At 69.9% G+C, this 22,973-nt stretch carries 20 protein-coding genes; 4 read left to right on the forward strand and 16 right to left on the reverse strand.

The genetic code is table 11. From position 1 onward, the window contains the following. Positions 1-36: 36 nt before the first annotated feature. Positions 37-768, reverse strand: a complete 732-nt coding sequence (locus ACTH43_RS03555) for an HAD-IA family hydrolase (RefSeq protein WP_441443551.1) — start codon at positions 766-768, stop codon at positions 37-39. Positions 769-842: 74 nt separating this feature from the next. Between ACTH43_RS03555 and ACTH43_RS03560 the strand changes: the two genes are divergently transcribed. Further along, positions 843-1,694: an AzlC family ABC transporter permease gene (locus ACTH43_RS03560; protein WP_441443552.1), complete on the forward strand. Its 852-nt coding sequence runs from the start codon at positions 843-845 to the stop codon at positions 1,692-1,694. Beyond that, positions 1,691-2,005, forward strand: a complete 315-nt coding sequence (locus ACTH43_RS03565) for an AzlD domain-containing protein (protein WP_441443553.1) — start codon at positions 1,691-1,693, stop codon at positions 2,003-2,005. Before ACTH43_RS03560 ends, ACTH43_RS03565 begins: the two co-directional genes overlap by 4 nt. Positions 2,006-2,114: 109 nt before the next feature. Here ACTH43_RS03565 and ACTH43_RS03570 read toward each other — a convergent pair whose 3' ends face one another. The 7 genes from ACTH43_RS03570 to ACTH43_RS03600 all read right to left on the reverse strand — a co-directional run bounded on the left by ACTH43_RS03570 (position 2,115) and on the right by ACTH43_RS03600 (position 11,087). Further along, entirely contained in the window at positions 2,115-2,543 is a 429-nt protein-coding gene (locus ACTH43_RS03570) for a hypothetical protein (RefSeq protein ID WP_441443554.1), read from the reverse strand. 13 nt (positions 2,544-2,556) lie between these two features. Continuing rightward, a complete protein-coding gene (gene dapB, locus ACTH43_RS03575) occupies positions 2,557-3,342 on the reverse strand; it encodes a 4-hydroxy-tetrahydrodipicolinate reductase (RefSeq protein WP_441443555.1) in 786 nt (261 codons plus the stop codon). Between the two features lie 136 nt (positions 3,343-3,478). Then, on the reverse strand, positions 3,479-4,813 hold the full coding sequence (locus ACTH43_RS03580) for a M16 family metallopeptidase (protein ID WP_441443556.1): 1,335 nt from the start codon (positions 4,811-4,813) through the stop codon (positions 3,479-3,481). Between the two features lie 59 nt (positions 4,814-4,872). After that, positions 4,873-6,822 (reverse strand): serine/threonine protein kinase, encoded by a 1,950-nt coding sequence (locus ACTH43_RS03585; RefSeq protein WP_441443557.1) that lies wholly within the window; start codon positions 6,820-6,822, stop codon positions 4,873-4,875. 356 nt (positions 6,823-7,178) lie between these two features. Continuing rightward, positions 7,179-9,434 (reverse strand): polyribonucleotide nucleotidyltransferase, encoded by a 2,256-nt coding sequence (locus ACTH43_RS03590; RefSeq protein WP_441443558.1) that lies wholly within the window; start codon positions 9,432-9,434, stop codon positions 7,179-7,181. Between the two features lie 213 nt (positions 9,435-9,647). Then, positions 9,648-9,917 carry a 30S ribosomal protein S15 gene (rpsO, locus tag ACTH43_RS03595; protein WP_441443559.1) on the reverse strand — a complete coding sequence of 90 codons (270 nt, stop codon included), beginning with the start codon at positions 9,915-9,917 and terminating at the stop codon, positions 9,648-9,650. A gap of 153 nt (positions 9,918-10,070) precedes the next feature. Beyond that, positions 10,071-11,087: a bifunctional riboflavin kinase/FAD synthetase gene (locus ACTH43_RS03600; protein WP_441443560.1), complete on the reverse strand. Its 1,017-nt coding sequence runs from the start codon at positions 11,085-11,087 to the stop codon at positions 10,071-10,073. A 393-nt stretch (positions 11,088-11,480) separates the two neighbouring features. Between ACTH43_RS03600 and ACTH43_RS03605 the strand changes: the two genes are divergently transcribed. After that, a complete protein-coding gene (locus ACTH43_RS03605) occupies positions 11,481-13,016 on the forward strand; it encodes a L,D-transpeptidase (protein ID WP_441443561.1) in 1,536 nt (511 codons plus the stop codon). 113 nt (positions 13,017-13,129) lie between these two features. Here the strand turns inward: ACTH43_RS03605 and truB are convergent, their stop codons facing one another. The 7 genes from truB to rimP form a co-directional block, all read right to left on the reverse strand. Beyond that, positions 13,130-14,083, reverse strand: a complete 954-nt coding sequence (gene truB / locus ACTH43_RS03610; protein ID WP_441443562.1) for a tRNA pseudouridine(55) synthase TruB — start codon at positions 14,081-14,083, stop codon at positions 13,130-13,132. Beyond that, positions 14,080-14,595, reverse strand: a complete 516-nt coding sequence (gene rbfA / locus ACTH43_RS03615; RefSeq protein WP_441443563.1) for a 30S ribosome-binding factor RbfA — start codon at positions 14,593-14,595, stop codon at positions 14,080-14,082. The genes truB and rbfA overlap by 4 nt, the downstream gene beginning before the upstream one ends. Further along, positions 14,592-14,762 (reverse strand): hypothetical protein, encoded by a 171-nt coding sequence (locus tag ACTH43_RS03620; RefSeq protein ID WP_441443564.1) that lies wholly within the window; start codon positions 14,760-14,762, stop codon positions 14,592-14,594. Before ACTH43_RS03620 ends, rbfA begins: the two co-directional genes overlap by 4 nt. Positions 14,763-14,823: 61 nt before the next feature. Then, the gene (gene infB, locus ACTH43_RS03625) at positions 14,824-17,718 is read right to left on the reverse strand and encodes a translation initiation factor IF-2 (protein WP_441443565.1); all 2,895 of its coding nucleotides are present in this window, start codon (positions 17,716-17,718) and stop codon (positions 14,824-14,826) included. A gap of 95 nt (positions 17,719-17,813) precedes the next feature. Then, entirely contained in the window at positions 17,814-18,188 is a 375-nt protein-coding gene (locus ACTH43_RS03630; protein WP_441443566.1) for a YlxR family protein, read from the reverse strand. 71 nt (positions 18,189-18,259) lie between these two features. Further along, positions 18,260-19,246: a transcription termination factor NusA gene (gene nusA, locus ACTH43_RS03635; RefSeq protein WP_441443567.1), complete on the reverse strand. Its 987-nt coding sequence runs from the start codon at positions 19,244-19,246 to the stop codon at positions 18,260-18,262. A gap of 1 nt (position 19,247) precedes the next feature. Further along, positions 19,248-19,874, reverse strand: a complete 627-nt coding sequence (gene rimP / locus ACTH43_RS03640; RefSeq protein ID WP_441443568.1) for a ribosome maturation factor RimP — start codon at positions 19,872-19,874, stop codon at positions 19,248-19,250. 125 nt (positions 19,875-19,999) lie between these two features. Here rimP and ACTH43_RS03645 point away from each other — a divergent pair, with 125 nt between their 5' ends. Further along, positions 20,000-21,082 (forward strand): DUF4439 domain-containing protein, encoded by a 1,083-nt coding sequence (locus ACTH43_RS03645; RefSeq protein WP_441443569.1) that lies wholly within the window; start codon positions 20,000-20,002, stop codon positions 21,080-21,082. 24 nt (positions 21,083-21,106) lie between these two features. Here the strand turns inward: ACTH43_RS03645 and ACTH43_RS03650 are convergent, their stop codons facing one another. After that, the gene (locus tag ACTH43_RS03650) at positions 21,107-22,891 is read right to left on the reverse strand and encodes a proline--tRNA ligase (protein ID WP_441443570.1); all 1,785 of its coding nucleotides are present in this window, start codon (positions 22,889-22,891) and stop codon (positions 21,107-21,109) included. Positions 22,892-22,973: the final 82 nt, after the last annotated feature.

Genomic DNA, 22,973 nt, shown 5'->3' on the forward strand with positions numbered 1-22,973 from the left:
GGGTCAAGACCCGCCGAGGCAGGCGCGACGTGAAATTCAGCTGCCGCGGCGTGAGAGGACCAGCTCGGCCCCATCGACCCGGAGCTCGAGGTCGTCCAACGACGTGACCAGCGCATCTGCCAGCGGAGCGAGGTCGCTGGCCGGCGTGGTGCTGGTCACCGCGATGGTGCGGGATCCGGCCGCAGCACCGGAGTGCAGGCCTCCGATCGAGTCCTCGATCACGGTGGTGTCGGCGGGATCGATGCCGAGCCGCTCAGCACCCAGCAGGTAAGGCTCGGGATCCGGCTTGCCCTTGCTGACCTGGTCGGCGGTGACGAGACCCGCGGGGACCGGCAGGCCGGTGCGGGCCCAGCGCGCCTCGAACAGCGGCCTGGTGCAGGAGGTGACGATGGTCCAGGTGGCGCGACCGATCTGTGCCGCGGCCTCATCGAGCTCGCGCAGCAGCCTTTCGGTGCCCGGCAGCACGACGATCTCCGCGACATCGGCGATCTCGAGCTCTTCGATCCGGCGGTGAGCGGCGTCCAGCGCCGCCTCATCGAGCTCCGGCAGCAGCTCGCCGAGGACCTGACGGGCTGGCTTGCCATGCTGCTCCGCGCCGAAGGTGAGATCTGTGCCGAGCTCGCGCAGCAGCTGGTTCCAGGAGCGTTCGACCGACGGGCCCGAATCGATGAGGGTCCCATCCATGTCCAGCAGCAGCGCAGAGGTGCGCATCGGCAGTGCCTGCCCTTCCGAAGGGACAGCATGGGAGGGGACAGAAGAAGACGTCATGCCTCCAGAATCTCATACCGATCACGGGACAGGACGGCAGCATCCGCGCAGGTGACCGTAGAGTGTCGAGCATCATGACCACCGCTTCACCGACCTCGATGAGCCCCGGCCCCGCCATCGCCGAGCGTCTGCGCACCATCCGCCGGACCGGGCTGTCGATCGGGGTGGCCACCGGCCTGTACGGCATCTCCTTCGGAGCCCTGGCCACCGCATCCGGATTGGATGTCTGGCAGGCGATGGTGCTCTCGGCGGTGATGTTCACCGGCGGCAGCCAGTTCGCCTTCATCGGGGTGGTGGGCGGTGGGGGCTCGGCGATCGGGGCGGCGCTGGCCGCCGTGCTGCTCGGGATCCGCAACACCCTGTACGGACTGATCCTGGCTCCGTCCCTGCCCCAGGGCGGCTTCCGAGGCCTCGCCCGGGCGCACCTGACGATCGACGAGTCCGCCGCACTGGCGGCAGGCGGCACCACGACCACGGAGAAGCGGGCCGGGTTCTGGGCCGCAGGTGTGTGGGTGTACGTCTTCTGGAATCTGTTCTCGCTGGTGGGTGCACTGGCCGGACAGCATGTCGCGGATCCGGGGGCGTGGGGGCTGGATGCAGCCGCAGCGGGAGCGTTCATCGCGCTGCTGTGGCCGCGCCTGCGCAGTGGCGAGGCGGTCGCAGTCGCCGTGGCCGCGGCCTTCGTGGCGCTGGTGACCACCCCCGCGCTCCCCTCCGGGCTGCCTGTGCTGGCCGCGGCGCTGGTGGCGGTGGTCGCGGGGCTGCTGCCCTCGCGTCGGCGCCTGGTGCACCACGAGATCGAGGTCGACACCGCGCCGGATGCTGAGCCCGCAGAACACACTGAGCCCGCTGAGCCCGCTGAGCCCGCTGAGCCCGCTGAGGAGCCTGCGAGCGACGAGGAACGATCGGAAGGTGGATCACGATGAGCATGCTGTGGATCGCGGTGATCGCCGCCTCGGTGCTCTCGTTCGCACAGAAATGGGTGGGCTATCAGGCTCCCCCGGACGTGCTCGAGCGCCCGCAGGTCTCCCGGATCACGACGCTGCTGCCGATCGCGCTGCTGGGGGCTCTGGTCGCCACGCAGACCGCGACCAGCGGCAGCGACATCGTGCTCGATGCGCGACTGGCGGGCCTCGGCGCGGCGGTGGTGCTGCTGTGCCTGCGAGCACCGTTCCTGGTGGTCGTGGTCGGGGCTGCGGCGGTCGCGGCCGGTCTGCGGGCGCTCGGCTGGGGCTAGACCTCGATCGCTCGAGCCCCGGCCAGCCGCGGTGCTCACGACCCCAGACAGCGTCGTTGCTCAGCGGTCAGCGGTCAGCGATCAGCGATCAGCGATCAGCGATCAGCGATCAGCGATCAGCGATAGTGCTCTGCGGTCGGCGTCGGTGCTCGTCGATGGCGCGACGGGTGGCCATCCGGGCACCCTTGCGGTCCCGCATCGCGTCATAGGCCAGCGCGAGGCGGAACCAGGCGCGCCAGTCCTGCTCGTCACCGTCCTGGAGCGCGGTGCGGGCGGCCTCGAACTCGGCACGCGGGTCGTCGCCGTCGGCCTCCGCCGGCGGCTCGTAGCTCCGGGCCAGGCGCCCGGCGCCCATCCCGAACAGCATCTCCCGCCAGGTCACCCAGATGGTGAGCAGCAGCAGGATGCCGATGCCGAGGGCCAGGCCGTAGCCCACGGCGCTCCCGGCGCGCACGAAGCCCCAGGCGATCCAGCCCAGACCCCAGGCATAGGCCGCGGTGATCAGCACCAGCACGGCGACGAAGATCTTCTCTCTCATCGGCGGGGCCTGCTCAGCCGAGATCCATGTAGCCGTCCAGGCCCACGGTGAGCCCCGGATGTGCGGCGACCTCGCGCACGCCCAGCAGCACCCCGGGCATGAAGCTGACGCGGTCGAAGGAATCGTGACGCAGCACGAACTGCTCTCCCACCCCACCGAACTGCACTACCTCGTGGGCGACCAGGCCGCGCTGGCGCACGGCGTGCACGTGGATCCCATCGATCACCGCGCCGCGTGCGCCGTCCGGATCCTTCTCGGTGGCATCCGGCACCGCGCCCAGGCCGGCGGCGGCGCGGCCCCGGGCGATCGCGGCCGCAGTGTGACGGGCGGTGCCCGATGGGGCGTCGAGCTTGTTCTCGTGATGCATCTCGATGATCTCGGCGCTGTCGTAGTAGCGCGCGGCGACCTCCGCGAAGCGCATGGCGAGCACGGCACCGATCGCGAAGTTCGGGGCGATCAGCACCCCGACCTCGGAGTGCTCGGCGAGCTGGTCCCGCAGCGCAGCGAGCGACTGCTCGGTCCAGCCAGTGGTGCCGACCACCGCGTGGATGCCGTGGTCCACCAGCCAGCGCACGTTCTCCGCGGTGACCGACGGGACGGTCAGGTCGATCGCGACCTCTGCCTTCGCCTCGCTGATCGCTGCGAGGTCATCGCCACGGCCGATGCGCGCCACCAGCTCGAGATCGGAGGCGTCCTCGACGGCCTGACAGGCGGCGGCACCCATCCGGCCGGAGGCTCCCAGCACGGCGACCCGAGTGGGACGCTGCGAGGACGAAGCAGGGGACGGGGAGGCAGTCATGGGGTTCTCTCCTGAGTAAGCGGCGGAACGGGCGGCGAAGGTGGCGACGGGCGACGTAGGACGGAACGGGCGGCGAGGGACGGAACGGTCCGGGCGTTCGAGGACCGGGCTGCGGGGTACGGGGCTGTGCCGGCGCTCAGCTCTCGGGACCGACCTCGACGCGGGTGCTGAAGGAGTCGGAGAACCGGGCGGCGAGGGCACGGACATCCTCCACCCCGACCCGGCCGATCCGCTCGAGCGTCTCGTCGACGCCGGTGTAGCGGCCATGGACCAGCTCAATGGTGCCCAGGCGTCCCATCCTCGAGCTGGTGTCCTCGAGGCCGAGGGCGAAGGACCCGGTGATCTGCCCCTTCGCCCGAGCGAGCTCCTGCTCGTCGATGCCCGCGCTCCCCATCCGGGCCAGCTCCTCCGCGAGCAGCTCGACCACCTGGGTGGTGCGCGAAGGCCGGCAGGCGGCGTACAACCCGAACAGTCCGGCGTCCCGGTACCCGGCGCTGAAGGAGTACACCGAGTACGCGAGTCCGTGACGCTCGCGAACGTTCTGGAACAGGCGGGAGGACATCCCTCCGCCGAGGATCGACATCAGCACCGAGAGCGCATGGCGGTCCTCGCTGAGGGCGGTGAGGCCGTGTCCCCCGAGGTAGATGTGGTTCTGCTCGGTGGGGCGGTGCAGGCGGTGGGGCTGCAGGGCGGAGACATCAGTGAGAATGCCCGGATCGCTCTCGACCGAGTATTCAGGGCGGCTGCGCCACGTCGGCGCCACGCCCTCCTCGAGGTTCCAGCCGCCGCGTCGCAGCCCGGCCTGCAGGAGACCGGCCAGCTCCTCGTGCTCGATGTCGCCGACGGCGGTGACCACCAGGTTGTCCGGCCGGTAGTGCTCACGGAAGTGGGCGCGCACATCCTCGATGCCGAGCGCGGAGACGGTGTCCACGGTCCCGCCGACGGGGCGGCCGAGGGCTGTGTCCGGTCCCAGCACGTCGGCGAGGAACGTCTCGTACCCGACGTCGTTCGGGTCGTCCTCGGCCATCGCGAGCTCCTCGAGAATGACCTCGCGCTCGGTCACGAGCGCATCCTCCTCGAGCGTGCTCGCGGTGATCATGTCGGTGAGGACGTCCACGGCCATCGGCACGTCGGAGGAGCGGACCCGTCCGTAGTAGAGGGTGTGCTCCTTCGCGGTGACCGCGTTGGAGTCTCCGCCCACCTCGTCGAAGGCGGCCGCGATGTCCATCGCGCTGCGCCGACGGGTGCCCTTGAACAGCAGATGCTCGAGCACGTGGGTCGACCCGGCGTGGGCAGGGGTCTCATCACGGGAGCCCACCGGCAGCCACAGACCGATAGTCGCGCTGCGCACGCTCCGATCCGTCTGGGTCAGCAGCCGGACTCCTCCGGGCAGGATGCTGCGCCGCACGCCGGTGGCGGGATCGAGCAGCACATCGGAGGAGGGATCGTCATAAGCGAGGTCAACAGGCATCGATCGATTGTTCCACGCTCGGAGGGGTCGGTGGACCCAGCGGTCCCCCGGCCGCCGCCTCAGCCCTCCTCAGCCTCCTGGCGAGCGGCATCGATGTTCTCCTCGGTGCCGTACAGGGTGGGGGTGGCGAGATACACCGGATGGTCGTCATCCTGCACGGTGTACACGATGTCCAGCCGCAGCTTGTCCTTCACCGGGAGGTCGACCTCAAGGTACTCCTTGAAGGTGACCGAGCCTGACCACACCTTGACCTGGTCGAGGTAGATCTCCACGGTGCGCGAGGCGTCGGGATACTTGTCGGTGTCCGACAGCCCGAGGGTGAACGTGAGCCGGTCGAACTTCCGGCCCAGGTTGTAGGAGCTGCGGTGGACGTCCTCCCAGCTGTTGACCTGGGCTGTGATCGAGTTCGGGTGCACGGGTCCATCCATCGGCACCGGACCGGACTCGGTGGAGACCCCCTCCTCCCCGATGAAGGAGATCTGGGTGAGCGGGATTGAGGACGCCGCGCGCCCCACCTGCAGCGTCACCGAATCTCCGACAGGCTTCCCGGGCTCGGGGGTGGTGGCGATGACGTATCCGTCCTGACCGGGATCCTCGACCTCCACCTCCTCGATGGTGACCTCGACATCCTCCGGAAGGCCCCGCTCGGCCGCCTGGGACGTCTCCCCGATCACATCCGGCATCGTGGGCGCTTCGGTGGTCGGCGAGGCCGATTCCACCGGCTCCTCGGTGTCCTCGTCCTCGGTGGGCAGCTCCTGCGGGGTGCTCTCCGACGCGGCCGACGGCTCCGCCTCGGTGGTGGCCGCGCCTGCTTCCGCTTCTGCGCCGCCGTCGAGCATCCGATAGACGCCGACGCCGCCGATGCCGAGCACCAGCGCCACCAGCACCACGGCGACCAGCGCGGGGAGCACCCAGCGTCGCTTGCGTCGTGGCGGCTGTTCGGCCGCGGCCTGCGGGATGGTCGGCGCGGTGACCGGCGAGCTGTAGCTGGGCGAGCTGTAGCTCGGCGAGCCGTAGCCCGCGGGCCCGTAGCCCGGGGACCCCGGCCCCGGCCCCGGTGAGGCCGCGTAGGCCGCCGGTGCCTGCTGCGCAGAGGGGCCGGACTGCGGGTTCACACGGGTGGCGTCATCGATGACCCCGGTAGGCGGCAGGGCGATCGGGGCTGGGGGCGCACTGACGCGCGGAGCTGCCGGAAGCTGCTCGAGGTGGGGCTGGAGGCTGGTGAGCTCCTCGCTCACCTGCGCCATGGCCGGGCGTCGCGCAGCCTCCTTCAACATCATCCGCATCACCAGGTCCCACAGTGCATCCGGGATCCCCTCGGGGCGGCCCGGCAGCGCCTCCTGGTGCAGGCGGAAGACCTCCATCAGGCTGCCGCGGAACGGGGTGACCCCGCACAGCAGCTCGTAGAGCAGCACGCCGAGGGAGTAGACGTCGGAGCTGGGCTCGAGGTCCCGGGCACGGATCTGCTCCGGCGACATGTAGGCGCCGGTCCCCGCCTGCACGGTGACGGAGTTGTCCTCCCCGTCCTCGCAGATGCGGGCCACCCCGAAGTCGGCGACCTTCGGTGCTGGCGGGCTCTGCATCTCGTCGAGCAGGATGTTCGCGGGCTTGAGATCCCGATGCACGATCCCCTTCGCATGCACCTCTCGCATGCCCTCGGCGATCGCAGCCCCGAGACGAGCCACCTCGGCAGGTCGGAAGGTCCCCAGCTCACGCTTCACGACCGCGAGATCGCGGCCGCGCACGAGATCCATGACGATCGCGAGCGTCTCCCCCTCGACCACCATGTCCCGCACCGCCACGACATGCGGGCTGCGCACCTGGAGCATCACCGAGCGCTCCTGGATGAAGCGGCTGAGGATCTCCGGCTCACCCGCCAGCTGCGCCCGGAGGATCTTGACGGCGACCTCGTCGCCCTCACGGGTCCGGGCCCGGAAGACCTCGCCCATCCCCCCGGATCCCAGGCGCTCACCGAGCGTGTAACGGCTGCCCAGCGGCATATCGGTCATGGAATGGAGTCCTCACACGGGTGGCCCGGCAGTTCGGAAAGTTCGCCGCGGGCCGGCCTGCGCATCGCCGCCGCCATTGGACGACGCCCCCTGAGACATGCACCCGCGAACATCGGCAGTATACCGAGCAACGGGCCGCCGCCTCCCGGTGTCGAAGTGAACTCCACGAGAGCCGGACGCCCTGCCGGAGAGGGAGAAGGAGAGGGAGAGCCTGCCAGGCCGCGCGACCCTGTCGCAGGGAAGAGGGGCGACGCCGTCCCGGAGTAGAGGTGCGGCCCCGCCACAGAAAGAAGGAGGGGAGGCATCCAGTTGGATGCCTCCCCTCCCGGTGCCGTCAGCCGAGGCCGACGGGCGGATCACTCCGCGGTGTTCTCCTCAGCGGCCGGGGCGGAGTCGGTGGACTCCGCCTCGTCCTCGATCACACCGAGGGAGATCTTGCCGCGGGAGTCGATCTCGCGGATCTCCACTTCGATCTTCTGACCGACCTTGGCGACGTCCTCGACGTTGTCGACCCGCTTGCCGCCGTTCAGCTTGCGCAGCTGGGTGACGTGAAGCAGTCCGTCCTTGCCCGGGGTGAGCGAGACGAACGCGCCGAAGTCGACGACGCGCACGACGGTGCCGAGATAGCGCTCGCCGATCTCGGGAACCATCGGGTTGGCGATCGCGTTGACCGCGGAGCGCGCGGCCTCAGCGGAGGGGCCATCGGTGGCGCCGATGTAGACGGTGCCGTCGTCCTCGATGGTGATGTCCGCGCCGGTGTCGTCCTGGATCTGGTTGATCATCGCGCCCTTCGGGCCGATGACCGCGCCGATCTTGTCGACGGGGATGGTGACCGCGAGGACGCGCGGGGCGTACGGGCTCATCTCGTCGGGAGCATCGATCGCCTCGTTCAGGACACCGAGGATCGCCAAGCGAGCCTCATGGGCCTGCGAGAGCGCACCGGTCAGCACGGAGGTCGGAAGACCGTCGAGCTTGGTGTCGAGCTGGATGGCGGTGATGAACTCGCTGGTCCCTGCGACCTTGAAGTCCATGTCGCCGAAGGCGTCCTCTGCACCGAGGATGTCGGTGAGCGCCGCGTAGCGGGTCTCTCCCTCCACGGTGTCCGAGATCAGGCCCATGGCGATGCCGGCGACGGCGGCGCGCAGCGGCACACCGGCGTTCAGCAGCGACAGGGTCGAGGCGCAGACCGAGCCCATAGAGGTGGAGCCGTTGGAGCCGAGAGCCTCGGACACCTGACGGATCGCGTAGGGGAACTCCTCGCGTGTGGGCAGCACCGGCACCAGGGCGCGCTCGGCGAGCATGCCGTGACCGATCTCGCGACGCTTCGGGGAGCCGACGCGGCCGGTCTCGCCGGTGGAGTACGGCGGGAAGTTGTAGTGGTGCACGTAGCGCTTGCGCGTGACCGGCCCGAGGGAGTCGATCTGCTGCTCCATCTTGAGCATGTTCAGCGTGGAGACACCCATGATCTGGGTCTCGCCGCGCTGGAACAGGGCAGAGCCGTGGACCCGCGGGAGGACCTCGACCTCAGCGGAGAGCGCACGGATGTCGCGCAGGCCGCGGCCGTCGATGCGGACGCCGTCGGTGAGGACCTTCTTGCGCACGACCTGCTTGGTCAGCGCACGGTACGCACCGCTGACCTCCTTCTCGCGGCCTTCGAGCTGCTGGCCCTCGCCGGCGAGCTCTGCGACGACCTCATCGAGCAGCTGCTCGGTGCGCTCCTCGCGCTCGGTCTTCGCAGCGATCGACATGATCTCCGCGAGACGCCCGGTGGCAGCGGCCTCGACGATGTCGTAGGCGTCGTCCTGGAAGTCCAGGAAGAGCGGGAACTCGCGCACCGGCTTGGCGGCGGTGGCGGCCAGCTCCTGCTGGGCGATGCAGAGGCTGCGGATGAAGACCTTGGAGGCCTCGATGCCCTCGGCCACGACGGCCTCGGTGGGAGCGATCGCGCCCTGCTCCTTGATGAGCGTCCAGGCGTTGTCGGTGGCCTCGGCCTCGACCATCATGATCGCGACATCGTCCTCGACCATGCGGCCGGCGACGACCATGGAGAACACGGCCTCGTCCAGCTGCGAGAAGGTCGGGAAGGCGACCCACTGGCCGCCGCCCTGGGCGTTCGGCATGAGCGCGATGCGCGCGGCGCCGATCGGACCGTTGAAGGGCAGACCGGAGATCTGGGTGGAGGCAGAGGCGCCGTTGATGCCGACGACGTCATAGGCGTCGTCGGGACCGTTGGACATCACGGTGAGGACGACCTGGACCTCGTTGCGCAGGCCCTTGACGAAAGCCGGACGCAGCGGGCGGTCGGTGAGGCGGCAGGCGAGGATCGCGTCGGTGCCGGGACGGCCTTCACGACGGAAGAACGAGCCGGGGATGCGACCCGCGGCGTACATCCGCTCCTCGACGTCGATGGTGAGCGGGAAGAAGTCGAAGTGATCCTTCGGCTTGTTCGACACGGAGGTCGCCGAGAACACCATGGTGTCGTCGTCGAGGTAGACGGCGACGGCGCCGGCTGCCTGCTGGGCGAGACGGCCGGTCTCGAAACGGATCTCGCGGCGCCCGTAGGAGCCGTTGTCGATGACTGCGGTGGTTGCGGTGATTTCAGGGCCTTCCATGGCCATGTGGATCTCCTCTGGTAGGGGGTTGCCCTGCCGGTGCGGCCTTCGTCAGTCACGCGCGGTGCGCTGGTGGGGCTCCTCAGAGCCGTGCTCCAGCGGTCCGCAGGCCACTGCCGAGGACCGAACCTGGTCGGGGCGGGGTTCTCAGGGTGCCCGCAAGTGCGGGCAGATGAAACCGCCGCCCGCCCTGTGGGCGAGCGGCGGAGATGATCAGCGGCGGATGCCGAGGCGCTGGATCAGCGCACGGTACCGCGTGATGTCAGTGGCCTGCAGGTACTTCAGCAGGCGCTTGCGCTGACCGACCATCAGCATCAGACCACGACGCGTGTGGTGATCGTGCTTGTGGGTCTTCAGGTGCTCGGTCAGGTACTTGATGCGGTGCGTCAGGAGCGCGGCCTGGACCTCGGGCGAACCGGTGTCGCCCTCGCCGGTCGCGTACTCCGTGATGATCGCCTGCTTGGTGGCGGTATCGAAGGCCATATGGTTCTCCTCTGGTCGCTGCGCGGCGCCTTGGGACCGTCTGTCCCAGGCTCTCTGGACGAGCGTCCCCCGGTCGCAGCTGCCCGCAGAACGGGTGGTGCGCAGTGGGGGCGGATCGCTCTCCGCGGCCGAATTCACGGCCCGAGCAGGATATCAGTCGTCGACGGCGGGATGGGGGCGCTCCGCGGCGAGAGTGTGGCGGGTCACCTCGACATCCTTCGCCATCTGCTCGACCAGCGCCTCCGCGGAGTCGAACTTGAGCGTCGGGCGCTGGAAGTCGACGAACTCGAACCGCACGGTGTCCCCGTAGAGATCCAAGTCATGGGCTCCGTGAACGTACGCCTCGACCGCCCGCTGCGGAACACCGTCAGGCTCGAAGGTGGGGTTGGTGCCGATGGAGATCGTGGCGGGGGCTCCGGCGAGCGGCTCGACGCCCAGATGCGAGGGGTCCTGCTCGGTAACGGTGAGATACCCGGCGTAGACGCCATCCGCGGGGATCAGGCCCGCGGGCGCCGGCCCGAGATTGGCCGTGGGGAATCCCAGCTCCCGACCGCGCTGGAATCCGTGGTGGACCACGTCGGTGACGGTGTGCAGCCTGCCCAGCGCGAGGTTCGCGGCCCGCACCTCTCCCTCGAGCAGATCGCGCCTGACCGCCGAGGAGGAGATGCGTCCGCTGCCCGCCCCCTGCGGCCCGAGGTCTTCGACGGTCACGACCTCGAAGCCGTACCGCTCGCCGAGCTCGCGCATGGTGCTGATATCGCCTGCGTTGGCACGTCCGAAGAGCGCGTCCTCTCCCAGGACGACGCATTTCGCTCCCAGCCCCTCGACGAGGAAGCGCCGCACGAAGTCCTCAGGGGAATGCTGCGCGAACGGGAGCGTGAACTCGAGGTCGAGGACCCCGTGCATGCCCGCCAGCAGCAGCAGCCGGTCGCGGTCCTCGTGGCCGGTGAGGAGCGGGGTCTGCGCAGGGTCCCCCATGACATGCCGGGGATGGGGCCAGAAGGTGACGGCGACGGGGGCGAGCGAACGCGCCTCAGCATGCCTGCGGAGCTGGTCCAGCACGAAGCGATGACCGCGATGGACGCCGTCGTAGTTGCCGATCGACACTGCTGTCGCGCCGAGAGCGGCCGGCACCTCCTCGACGGAGTGCCAGATGGGGACGCGGGTCACGGCGCGGTCATGTCCTTCCAGGGCCGGGTGCGCTGTCGCACCCTGGGGCAGGGGGCGCCGGGGATCGGCGCTGCGGCGAAGAACGCCGGTGCACACTGTAGCGCCCGAGCACCGGCCCGCCGCCGAGTGCGCGACCCAGCGCACGAGCCAGCGCACGACAGAGTGCCACCGACACCCATTTTCCGACAGCCATTCCGAAAGCGTCACGAAACTGCCTGTGACTGGCACACAAAGATGCCGAGCTGTGACGAACCTCAGCCTCGCCCCCTCGCGCGCAGAGGCGCACCCTCCGTTACCCTGAGGAACGAGGCGGCGCCGGGGACGGACCCCTGTGCTTTTCCGGGCTCGCGCGCGGAAGCAGTCACGACGGCCGCCGAGATCGGATCTGGATCCATGATGAACGTGACCGAGACGGCCGCGCTGGGCGGCCCGTCCCGACCCACTGGCCGCCAGGGCCGTCGGCGGGTCACCCTCATCCTGGTGGCCATCATCGCCACCCTAGCCGTGGTGCTCACCGGCGGTGCGCTCGCCTACGCCAAGCAGTTCGACGGCCGCGCTCTGCCCGGCACCACGGTGCTCGGCCAGGATGTCGCGGGGAAGACTCCGGAGGAGATCGCCGCACTGGTGACCGAGCGCGGAGAATCCGTCTCCGTCGCAGTGACCGCAGGCGAGCAGCAGCTCGACGTGCCGCTGGCCGATCTCGGGGTGACCGTGGACGCCGCCGCAACGGCCAAGGCCGCCGTCTCCCGCGACGATTCCTTCACCGGCGTGATCTCCTCGACCTGGTCGGGCGAGCACGCCGTGGAGCCCGTCGTCACCGTAGACGGGGCGAAGGTCGAGGAGTTCGCGAACACCCTGGTGCCCGCGGACATGACCACCCCGGTCGATGCCCAGGTGAGCTTCGATGAGGACCAGCAGACCTGGAACGCTGTCCCCGGCCGCAACGGCCAGGGCCTGGATCCTCAGACCCTCGTGGACGCGGTCACCCAGAACGCTCCCGCTCTGAAGGACTTCACCGTCGAGCAGCCGATCGAGGAGATCGCCCCGGCGATCACCACCGAGGAGGCCGAGGAAGTCGTCGGCACGATCGCGACTCTGCTCGAGCAGCCGATGTCGATCACCGGTGCCGATGACAAGGTCCATGAGGTCTCCGCGGAGCGCCGCAACGGCTGGATCTCCGTGGTCCCCGACGAGTCCGGCCAGGCACTGACGATCGCGGTCGACGAAGAGGCTGTGCGTGAGTGGGTCGTCGCCCGCGCCGACAAGGATGCGGTGAAGCCGGAGAACGGCATCGAGCAGATCGACGAGGAAGGCGAGGTCGTCAAGGTCATCTCCGAGAAGAAGGACGGTCTCGAGATCACCAACACCGACGCGGTGGTCGGGGAGCTGGTCACCGCGCTGCGGGGCACCACGCCGCTCGAGGCGGCCTTCGAGACCAAGAAGATCGAGTCCGAGGTCGAGCAGGTCGATGCCCCGAAGCCGGAGAAGGACGAGGAGAAGAAGGACGGCACCGATGACGAGGCCGCCACTCCCGCCAATCCCACCGGCGAGAAGTGGATCGACGTCGACCTCAGCAACAAGACGGTCACCGCCTACGTGGGTGACACCGCGGTGTGGGGACCGCGGTCGATGGTGGACGGCAAGGAAGGCAATGAGACCGTCACCGGCACCTTCGAGATCTACCTGCGCTACGACCGTCAGGACATGACCAACGCCGCCTACTACCCCGAGGGGCACGAGAAGTACTACCTCACGCCTGACGTCCCCTGGGTGCAGTACTTCCACCGCGGGTTCGGCTTCCACGGTGCGCCGTGGCGCTCGTCCTTCGGGTACTCCGGCTCCCACGGCTGCATCAACATGCCGGTCTCGGATGCCAAGTGGCTGTACGACTGGGCGAGCATCGGCACCAAGACCGTGGTCCACTACTGACCCGTCTGCACTGACCCGCCTGCCGCCGCGCGCAGCGAAGAAGGGCCCTTCCCGAGAAGATCGGGAAGGGCCCTTCTTCGTCGCTCTTCGTGTCGCTCAGCAACCTCAGAGCCTCAGCAGCGAGCGTCGTCCGGCACCACCAGGATCGGTCGCCAGCGCTCCTGCTCGCGTTCGAGGATCGCGACCAGGCGCCCGGAGCCGTCGAGCGCTGCGACCGGCCGCTCCTCCCCCGCAGCTGCCGGTGCCCCGGGCTGCCGCCAGAGCGGAGCCGTGGGCACCGTCGTCGTGGTGATCCGCTTCCCGGTGCCGAGTGCGGCGGCCTGCTCCGCGTCGACGGGCAGCGTGCCCAGCACCAGGGACGCGATCTCTCCGAGCCCGAGCAGCGGGAGCGCGACGTCATCGCCCTCGCCTCGCGCCGGCACCCTCACCGCGTCCGTCACGTTGAACGGCCCGACGGCGGTGCGGCGGAGTGCGGTCAGATGCCCGCCGACCTCGAGCGCAGCGCCGAGATCGCGGGCCAGCGCCCGCACATAGGTGCCCGAGGAGCAGTCGATCACAGCGTCCAGGTCGAGGTGCTCCCCCACCGCTCGACGCGCGGTCACCTCGAAGCGGGAGACCCTCACCGGCCGGGCCGCGAGCTGCACATCCTCTCCCGCTCGCGCGCGGGCATAGGCGCGCTTGCCATCGATCTTGATGGCGCTGACGGTGGAGGGCACCTGCGCGATGTCGCCGCGCAGCGGGCCCAGGTACTCCTCGATGAGCGGCTGCGGCAGTGCGGAGGCGTCGAGCTGCTTGCCGAGCAGCTCGCCCTCCCGGTCATCCGTCGTGGTGGCACGGCCCAGCCTCAGCGTCGCCTCATAGGTCTTGCCGAGGCCCACGAGGTAGGTCAGCAGCCGGGTGCCCTGGCCGACGCCGAGCACCAGCAGTCCGGTGGCCATCGGGTCCAGGGTGCCGGCGTGGCCGACCTTCTTGGTGCCCAGCAGCCAGCGCACTCGGGCGACCACGTCGTGGCTGGTCCGCTCCGGCGCCTTGTCGACGACCAGAATCCCTTGCGGGCCGGGGGTCACGCCTGCTCGCGGCTGGTCTCGTCGGCAGTCTCGTCGTCGGTGCCCGGCAGGTCGTCCTGGTCGGCACTGTCGAGATCGTCCGCATCCTCGTCCTCGCGAGGCTTGCGGTAGGGGTCCTCTTCCCCGGCGTAGCTCGCTCCGACCTTGGTCTTCTCGAGCTCGGCATCACGGCCGCGCGCCTCGCTGAGCAGGTCCTCGATGACGCGTGCGTTCTCGGGGATCGCATCGGCGATGAACTCGAGGGTCGGGGTGAGCCGCACGCCGGTCTGGCGACCGACCTCGCGGCGCAGCATGCCAGTGGCGCTGACCAGTGCGGCGGCGGTGCCCTCGCGCTCCTCGTCAGTGCCGAAGACGGTGTAGAAGAGGGTGGCGTGCTGGAGGTCGCCGGTCACGCGCACGTCGGTGATCGTCACGAAGCCGAGGCGCGGGTCCTTGACCCGGTTGTCGAGCATGGTGGCCACGATGACCTTGATGCGATCAGCGAGCTTGAGGGCGCGGGGGTGGTCTGTCATGGGATGTCGTTCTCCTGGTCTGGGGCGAGGGCTGCGAGGTCCTCGAGGTGGGGGCTGTCGTAGGGGGCCGGGCACAGATCCACCCCGTGGACGGCGAGACGCCCCGCGGCCTGCGCAGAGATGCAGGAGGCCGACGGGGCGCACAGCAGGAAGGACACCTCGGACATCGTGGTCTCCTCCCTCGCGGGTCACGGTCGGGCACCGCTTGGGCGCCCGACCGTCCCGGCATCAGATGCGGGGCTTCTCCTGCATCTCATAGGTGGTGATGAGGTCCTCGAGCTGGAGGTCGTTGTACGAGCCCAGGTTGATACCGCACTCATACCCGTCGCGGACCTCGGTGACATCATCCTTGAACCGACGCAGGCCGGCCACTTCGATGTTCTCGGAGATGACCACACCCTTGCGGGTGATGCGAGCCTTCGCACCGCGCTTGATGATGCCGCTGCGCACGATCGAACCGGCGATGTTGCCGAACTTGGAGGAGCGGAAGATCTCGCGGATCTCCGCCGAGCCGAGCTCGACCTCCTCGTACTCCGGCTTGAGCATGCCCTTGAGAGCAGCTTCGACCTCGTCGATGGCGTTGTAGATCACGCTGTAGTACTTGATCTCCACGCCCTCACGATCGGCGTAGTCAGCGTTCAGGCCCTCGGCCCGCACGTTGTAGCCGATGATGACCGCGTTGGAGGCCACCGCGAGGTTGATGTTGTTCATCGTGATCGCGCCGACGCCGCGGTCGATGATGCGCAAGTCCACGCCGTCACCGATCTCGATGCCCAGCAGCGACTCCTCGAGGGCCTCGACGGCACCCGCCGCGTCACCCTTGAGGATGAGGTTGAGGGTCTCGACCTTGCCATCAGCCATGTGCTGGTTGATGTCCTCGAGGCTGATGCGCTTGCGCACCTTCGAGAGCGATGCGGCACGCTTGGCGGCCTCGCGCTTCTCGGCGATCTGGCGGGCGGTGCGCTCGTCCTGGGCGACCAGGAAGGAGTCACCGGCGCCGGGCACCGAGGTCAGGCCGAGCACCTGGACCGGACGGGACGGGCCCGCCTCGGTGACGGTCTCGCCGTTCTCGTCGATCATCGCGCGGACACGGCCGTGGCCGGAACCGCAGACGATCGCGTCGCCGACCCGCAGGGTGCCCTGCTGGACCAGCACCGTGGCGACCGGACCGCGGCCCTTGTCGAGGTTCGCCTCGATGGACACGCCGCGCGCGTCCTTATCGGCGATCGCGGTGAGCTCGAGAGCGGCCTCCGCCGTGAGCAGGACCGCCTCCAGCAGCGCCTCGATGTTGAGGTTCTCGCGGGCGGAGACGTCGACGAACATGGTGTCGCCGCCGTACTCCTCTGCGATCAGGTTGAACTCCGTCAGCTGCTGACGGATCTTCTCCGGGTTGGCCTCGGGCTTGTCGACCTTGTTGACCGCGACCACGATCGGGACGTTCGCCGCCTGGGCGTGGTTGAGCGCCTCGATGGTCTGGGGCATCACGCCGTCATCCGCAGCGACCACCAGGATCGCGATGTCGGTGACGTCCGCGCCACGGGCACGCATGGCGGTGAACGCCTCGTGGCCCGGGGTGTCGATGAACGTGATGGCGCGCTCTGCGCCGTCGTGCTCGACCTCCACCTGGTAGGCACCGATGTGCTGGGTGATGCCGCCGGCCTCGCCCGCGCCGACCGTCGCCTTGCGGATCGTGTCGAGCAGGCGGGTCTTGCCGTGGTCGACGTGACCCATGACGGTGACCACCGGCGGACGCGGGAGGCGATCCTCGGAGTCCTCGCCAGCGAGCTCGGCATCGAGGTCGATGTCGAACTGTCCGAGCAGCTCGCGCTCCTCGTCCTCCGGGGAGACGATCTCGATCTTGTACCCCAGCTCGGTGCCGAGCAGGTCGAAGGTCTCCTCGTCGAGGGACTGGGTGGCGGTGGCCATCTCGCCCATCGCGAAGAGCACCGTGATCAGCGATGCGGGATTGACGTCGATGAGGTCGGCGAAGTCGGAGAGCGAGGCACCGCGACGCAGGCGGATCGGCGTGCTGCCATCACCGCGCGGGATCGAGACGCCGCCCGGTGCGGGCGCCGACATCTGCTCGAATTCTGCGCGCTTCGCACGCTTCGACTTGCGGGAGCGGGCAGGCTTGCCGCCGCGTCCGAAGGCACCCTGGGTGCTGCCGCGACCTCCGCGACCGCGAGGACCGCCGCCGGGACGTGCGGGACCGCCACCGGCAGGAGCGCCGCCGGGACCGGGACGGCCACCACGGCCGCGGCCGGGGGCGCCGCCCTGGTTGGCATCGGCGAGACCGCCGGAGGAGTGCTGACGCATGATCCCCGGGGTGGGCATCCCGGGACGGCTCGCCGGACGCGGTGCGCCAGCGGTACGGGGAGCGCCTCCCTCACGCGGCGGACGTGCACCGGCCTGGCCTGCCTGGTCCGCGCCGGGGCGCGGCGGGCGCTGGCCCGGGCGGGGCATGCCCTGCGAGCTGGCGAAGGGATTGTTCCCGGGACGGGGCGCGCCGGGACGGCCGCCTCCCTCACGGGGCGGACGAGCGCCGCCGGGGCTCGGCTTGCGAGCACCCGGACGCGGCATGCCCTGCGAGCTGGCGAAGGGATTGTTGCCGGGACGTCCGTTGCCGGGACGAGGAGCGGGACGCTCTCCACCGGGCTTGGGAGCGGCAGCAGCGGGCTTCGCAGCACCGGGCTTGGGGGCGTCCGCAGCCGGCGTCGGAGCCTGCTCTTCTGCGGCAGGGGTCTCCGGAGCGGGCTGCGCAGCAGGGGCCTCGGCAACCGGCGTCGGCGCAGCTGCCTCTGCCGGCGCGGCAGGTGCAGAAGGTGCCGGCGCGGGCTCAGGCTCGGCAGGCTTCTGCGGAGCGGGCTTGGCGCCGGGCTTGGGTGCAGCACCGGGCTTGGGAGCGCCGGAGGGCTTGGGGGATGCACCGGAGTCGCTCTTCGTCGCGGAGGCGTCTGCCCCGTTCTGGACGGGGAGCTCCTCACGCAGACGGCGTGCTACCGGCGCTTCGATGGTGGAGGAGGCGGAACGAACGAATTCGCCCATGTCCTGCAGCTTCTGCAGAACGACCTTGCTCGGGTGTCCGAGCTCTTTAGCGAGCTCGTGGACGCGGACCTTAGCCACATTTCTCCTGTCTCGGTCCGGCCGACAAGAGGGCGCGGACCATTAATTCCTGAGGGTGCTCATTTGCGAGTACTCATCGGATGTCCATGGTTCTTCTACCTGTTCCACGTGCGGTTGGGATCGAAGGTCTCGAGGTCCCGGGCTAGGTGCCCGGTGTCGACAGCGCCGCGGAAGGACCGGGCGAAGCCGCCTCGCCGCAGGGCGAGGTCGAGACATGCTGCATCGGGGTGGAGCCACGACCCGCGGCCCGAAGCCGATCCGGGAGGATCGACGCGGACGCGTGGGGTGACGCCGTCGGGAGAGGACTCCCGGACCAGACGCACCAGCTGCTCGCGCGGGGCCACCTGACGGCAGCCGACACACGTGCGCTCGGGGACGTGAGCGGCAGAGCGACTGATCACTCCACCTCCTGAGTTCCGAGCACGTCCGCTCGGGCGGATGCTCGATCGTCGGACGATCTGCGGCACCACTCGGCGAACAGCCTCCCCAGTGTAGCGGAACAGGTCCGACTCATCGTCAGTGGGGAGGCGTGGGACACACCTCAGGCCGCAGGCGGCGGTTCGGGCGCGTTCTCCGGGCGGATGTCGATCTTCCAGCCGGTGAGCTTCGCGGCCAGGCGGGCGTTCTGCCCATCCTTGCCGATCGCGAGGGAGAGCTGCGTCTCGGGGACCACCGCACGGGCGGCCCGGCCCACCTCATCGATCACGGTCACGCTGGTGACCCGCGCCGGCGAGAGCGCGTTGGCGACATAGCGGGCGGGGTCCTCGTTGAAGTCGACGATGTCGATCTTCTCGCCGCCGAGCTCGTTCATCACCGCGCGTACGCGAGCGCCCATCGGGCCGATGCAGGCGCCCTTGGCGTTGATGTCCGGTGCCGTCGCATAGACCGCCATCTTGGTGCGGTGCCCGGCCTCGCGGGCCAGGCCGGCGATCTCGACCGAGCCGTCGGCGACCTCCGGGACCTCGAGCGCGAACAGCCGCCGCACCAGGTTCGGATGGGAGCGCGAGAGGGTGATCTGAGGGCCCTTGGGACCGCGACGGGCCTCGGTGACGTAGGCACGCAGGCGCCGACCGTGGGAGTAGTCCTCCCCCGGCACGCGCTCATGCGGAGGCAGCACGGCCTCGACCTCACCGAGGTCCACCAGCACCATCCGCGGGTCACGTCCCTGCTGAATGATGCCGGAGACGATGTCATCGGCGCGGTCGGCGTACTCGCCGAGCACCGCCTCGTCCTCGAGATCGCGGATGCGCTGGAAGATCACCTGGCGGGCCGTGGAGGCCGCGACGCGCCCGAAGTTCTCGGGAGTGTCGTCCCACTGCTCGACCACGTTCCCCTCGGCGTCCCGCTCCCGGGCGATGACTGCGACCTCACCGGTGCTCTCATCGATCTGCACCTCCGAGTCCCGCACCGGGTGGTCGGTGTGGAGATATGCCGCGTGGAGCGCGGAACGGATCGCGTCCAGCAGCACCGGCAGGCGGATCTCGCGCTCGCGCTCAAGGGCCCTCAGGGCACCCATGTCGATGTCCATCTCAGCTCTCCTTCATTTCGGCAGTGTGGTCCGTGGCAGCGGTGTCTGCGGCAGCGGTATCCGTGGCAGCGGTCTCGGCGTCGGCGATCAGCTGCGCGAGGTCTGCGGGCGGGTCGAACTCGATCTCCACCTTCGCGGTGGTGACCTCGGAGAGCGGGATGCGCAATCTCTCGACGGTGCCCTCGGGCAGCTTCAGGGGCCTTCCGCGGTCGTCGCGGCCGGGCTCCTGCCGCAGGAGCAGCAGGTCCCCCTCGAGCGCCAGCATCCGCGCACGGTAGGTCGTCCCGTCGGCAGTGGACAGGGACACGATGCGTCCGCGCGAACGGCGGAAGTGCCGTGGCGCGGAGAGGACGCGTTCCACGCCCGGGGTGGTGACCTCGAGCAGGACGGGGGCGCTGCCCAGCAGTGCATCGTCGGCATCCACCAGCTCGGACAGCTCGCGGGAGGCCTCGGCGACGGTCTCGAGGTCGACGCTGCCGAGCTGGTCCTCGGGGAGGTCCACGATCAGCCGCACCTGCGGCATCGCACCGCCCCCGCGGATCTCGACGTCCTCGAGCACGAGCCCGTGGGTGTCCAGCACCCGGGTGGCGGTCTTCCGCAGGATGGTCTGGTCGTCGAGTGCGCTCATGGCCCTCGCCTCCTCCTGCTATGGGTGTCTGTGGTGCCCGGGACGATGCCCGGAGCGTTGGCACCAGGATAGTGGCCGCGCATCGCCCGCGCCCACCTCAGCCGCTGCGATGCGAGAATCCTCCTGTGTCGCTCATCGCTCGTTCCCGCTCCGCCGCCCCCTCTCCCGCGCGCCGCACGGTGCTGCGGGCCGCGGTCGGTGCGCTGGCGATGCTGCCCCTGGCGAGCTGCGGCCGGGTCACGCTCGGCGGTCCCCAGGAGTACACCCCGCCCCCGCCGGGGATCGACGACCTCTACCGCATCGATCTGCTGACGCTCCTGGACCGGGTGATGGCTGGCACCGATCACGTCGTGCAGGCGTTCGAGACCGAGCCCGGGGAGCCGGCGCTGTCTGCGGCGCTCACCACGCTCAGCGCCGCCCTTCCCATCCAGCGCACCGCCCTGCTCACCGGCGCTCAGCTCGAGCGCGAGCGCGAGGCTCAGGAGGATCCTGCGCCGGGGCAGACAGCTCCTCCCCCGCCCGCGGACGCTCCCACCGACGTCGCCGGTCTGCTGGCCGCGCTGGAGGAGCTCCGGGACCTGGCCGCAGCCGCAGCCCGACAGGTCTCGGGCTCGCTGGCCCGCCCGGTGGTCGCGATCGCGGCGCACACGGTCTGGATCACCCTGCGGCTGCGCGCCGCCACGGGCACCGGAGAGGCGACCCCCGCCCCGACTGCGGAGGAACTCACGCCGAGCCGCGAGGTGCCCTCCACGGACCCGCCGTCCGTCGGTGCACAAGCCGACTACCACGCCGTGATCGAGCAGACCCAGCAGGAGGAGTGGTTCGCGGGCTACCTCCACGAGGTGCTGGCCGCACGGGTCGAGGACGAGGCCCGGCAGCAGCACCTCGACCAGGCCGAGCTCCATCGCACCCGCGCCGAGGAGCTGGGGCGCATCGCGGAGGAGGACGGCGCCCCGGTGGTGGCACGGCAGGCGGTCTACGCGATCCCCGGAGGGACGCTCGATGCAGAGCTCACCGGTGAGCTGCCGACACTGCTCTCGGAAGGCCTGCTGCTCAATTACATCGCGCTGGTCGGGGCGGCGCCCTTCGAGCGCCGGCCGCTGCCCATCGCGGCCGCCCTCACCGAGGCAGGGCGATTAGCCGCGCTGGTGGACCGGATGGAACCGCTGCCGAGCCTGACGGTCGAGGACCAGCCGGTCAGCGACTGAGCCCAGGCGCCGACCGACGTTCCCTCACGCTCCGCGCACCTCGGCGACCACGGCGCCGACGACCTCCTGCGGGGAGACCTCGCGGATCTCGCCGCTCGCGCGATCACGCACTTCGACCACTCCGTTGGCCAGGCTCCTGCCGACCACCACGGAGGTGGGCACGCCCAGCAGCTCGGCATCCTTGAACTTCACGCCCGGGGACACCTTGGGACGGTCGTCGTAGAGGACCTCGAGGCCGCGGGCCTCGAGCTCCGAGGCGATGCGCTCCGCCTCCTCGAAGATCTCCTGGCCCTTGCCGGTGGCGACGATGTGCACATCCGCCGGGGCGAGCTGCCGGGGCCAGACCAGGCCCTTCTCATCGTGGAACAGCTCGGCCACAGCAGCGACGGCGCGGGTGACCCCGATGCCGTAGGAGCCCATCGTCACCACGACGGTCTTGCCGTTCTCGTTGAGCACGGTCAGGTCCAGCGCCTCCGCGTACTTGCGGCCGAGCTGGAAGATGTGCCCCATCTCCATGCCACGGGTCAGTCGCAGCGGGCCGGAGCCGTCGGGTGCCGGGTCCCCGTCGCGCACCTCGGCGACCTCGATGGTGCCGTCGGCGGTGAAGTCACGGCCGAAGACGAGGTCGTAGACGTGCTTGTCCTTCTCGCCGGCGCCGGCGACCCACGAGGTGCCGGGCACCACGCGCGGGTCGACCAGGTAGCGGATCCCGGACTCGGACTCGAGGCCCAGGCCCTCAGGGCCGATGTAGCCCTTCTTCAGGACGGGGTGCTTCTCGAAATCGGCCTCGGTGAAGGGTGCGGCGAGCGCGGGTGCGACCGCGGTCTCGAGCCGCTTGGGGTCGACCTCGCGGTCACCGGGCAGGGCGATCACGAGCGGCTCGGTGGTCCCGTCGGGGAAAGTCAGCAGGTAGACGAGGTGCTTGAGCATCTCGTAGCGGGTCCACTCCCCCGACTCCGCAATCGGGCCCTTCCCGGGGAAGGCCTGGTTGGAGTACTCGGTGAGCGCGGCGATGGTGCTCGCTCCAGGGGTGTCCTCGATGTGCATCGCCGGCAGCGCGGCGATCGCGGCGTCGTCCAGGGCGGGTGGTGCCACGGTGGTGACCGCCTCGACGTTCGCGGCGTAGCCGCCCTCGGAGACGACGAAGGTGTCCTCACCGACGGGCGTGGGGTGGAGGAACTCCTCGGAGCGGGAGCCGCCCATGGCGCCGGCGTCGGCCTTGCAGATCACCGTCGGCAGGCCCAGCCGCTCGAAGGTGCGCTGGTAGGCACCGCGCTGCTTCTCGTAGGAAGCGTCCAGGCCCGCATCGTCGATGTCGAAGGAGTAGGCGTCCTTCATGATGAACTCGCGGGTGCGCAGCAGCCCGGCGCGGGGCCGGGCCTCGTCACGGAACTTCGTCTGGATCTGATAGAGCATCGTGGGCAGGTCCTTGTACGAGGAGTACAGGTCCTTCACCGTGAGGGTGAACATCTCCTCGTGCGTGGGTGCGAGGAGGTAGTCGTCCTGCTTGCGATCCTGGAGTCGGAACAGGGTGGGGCCGTATTCGTCCCACCGTCCGCTGCGCTCATAGGGCTCACGGGCCTGCAGTGCCGAGAACAGCACCTCCTGCCCGCCGATCGCGTCCTGCTCCTCGCGCACGATCTGCTCGACCTTGCGCAGCACCTTCAGTCCGAGCGGGAGCCAGGTGTACACCCCCGCCGCGCCACGACGGATGTAGCCCGCGCGCACCAGGAGCTTGTGGCTCGCGACCTCGGCGTCGGCCGGGTCCTCCCGCAGGGTGCGGACGAAGGACGAGGACAGACGGATCATGGGCAGGCCTTTCACACAGGGCGGTTCGGGGCGGGGCCACCAAGGGCTCACGCGCGCCCATCGTACTGGGCGGGACGGGCCG

This window comes from Brachybacterium sp., assembly GCF_052095815.1.
GTDB lineage: Bacteria > Actinomycetota > Actinomycetes > Actinomycetales > Dermabacteraceae > Brachybacterium.

Excerpts from the sequence above, each read along its gene's own strand:
- ACTH43_RS03555 (WP_441443551.1), bottom strand. The coding sequence starts at position 768 with ATGACGTCTTCTTCTGTCCCCTCCCATGCTGTCCCTTCGGAAGGGCAG.
- ACTH43_RS03560 (WP_441443552.1), top strand. The coding sequence starts at position 843 with ATGACCACCGCTTCACCGACCTCGATGAGCCCCGGCCCCGCCATCGCC.
- ACTH43_RS03565 (WP_441443553.1), top strand. The coding sequence starts at position 1,691 with ATGAGCATGCTGTGGATCGCGGTGATCGCCGCCTCGGTGCTCTCGTTC.
- ACTH43_RS03570 (WP_441443554.1), bottom strand. The coding sequence starts at position 2,543 with ATGAGAGAGAAGATCTTCGTCGCCGTGCTGGTGCTGATCACCGCGGCC.
- dapB (WP_441443555.1), bottom strand. The coding sequence starts at position 3,342 with ATGACTGCCTCCCCGTCCCCTGCTTCGTCCTCGCAGCGTCCCACTCGG.
- ACTH43_RS03580 (WP_441443556.1), bottom strand. The coding sequence starts at position 4,813 with ATGCCTGTTGACCTCGCTTATGACGATCCCTCCTCCGATGTGCTGCTC.
- ACTH43_RS03585 (WP_441443557.1), bottom strand. The coding sequence starts at position 6,822 with ATGACCGATATGCCGCTGGGCAGCCGTTACACGCTCGGTGAGCGCCTG.
- ACTH43_RS03590 (WP_441443558.1), bottom strand. The coding sequence starts at position 9,434 with ATGGAAGGCCCTGAAATCACCGCAACCACCGCAGTCATCGACAACGGC.
- rpsO (WP_441443559.1), bottom strand. The coding sequence starts at position 9,917 with ATGGCCTTCGATACCGCCACCAAGCAGGCGATCATCACGGAGTACGCG.
- ACTH43_RS03605 (WP_441443561.1), top strand. The coding sequence starts at position 11,481 with ATGATGAACGTGACCGAGACGGCCGCGCTGGGCGGCCCGTCCCGACCC.
- rbfA (WP_441443563.1), bottom strand. The coding sequence starts at position 14,595 with ATGACAGACCACCCCCGCGCCCTCAAGCTCGCTGATCGCATCAAGGTC.
- ACTH43_RS03620 (WP_441443564.1), bottom strand. The coding sequence starts at position 14,762 with ATGTCCGAGGTGTCCTTCCTGCTGTGCGCCCCGTCGGCCTCCTGCATC.
- nusA (WP_441443567.1), bottom strand. The coding sequence starts at position 19,246 with ATGGACATCGACATGGGTGCCCTGAGGGCCCTTGAGCGCGAGCGCGAG.
- rimP (WP_441443568.1), bottom strand. The coding sequence starts at position 19,874 with ATGAGCGCACTCGACGACCAGACCATCCTGCGGAAGACCGCCACCCGG.
- ACTH43_RS03650 (WP_441443570.1), bottom strand. The coding sequence starts at position 22,891 with ATGATCCGTCTGTCCTCGTCCTTCGTCCGCACCCTGCGGGAGGACCCG.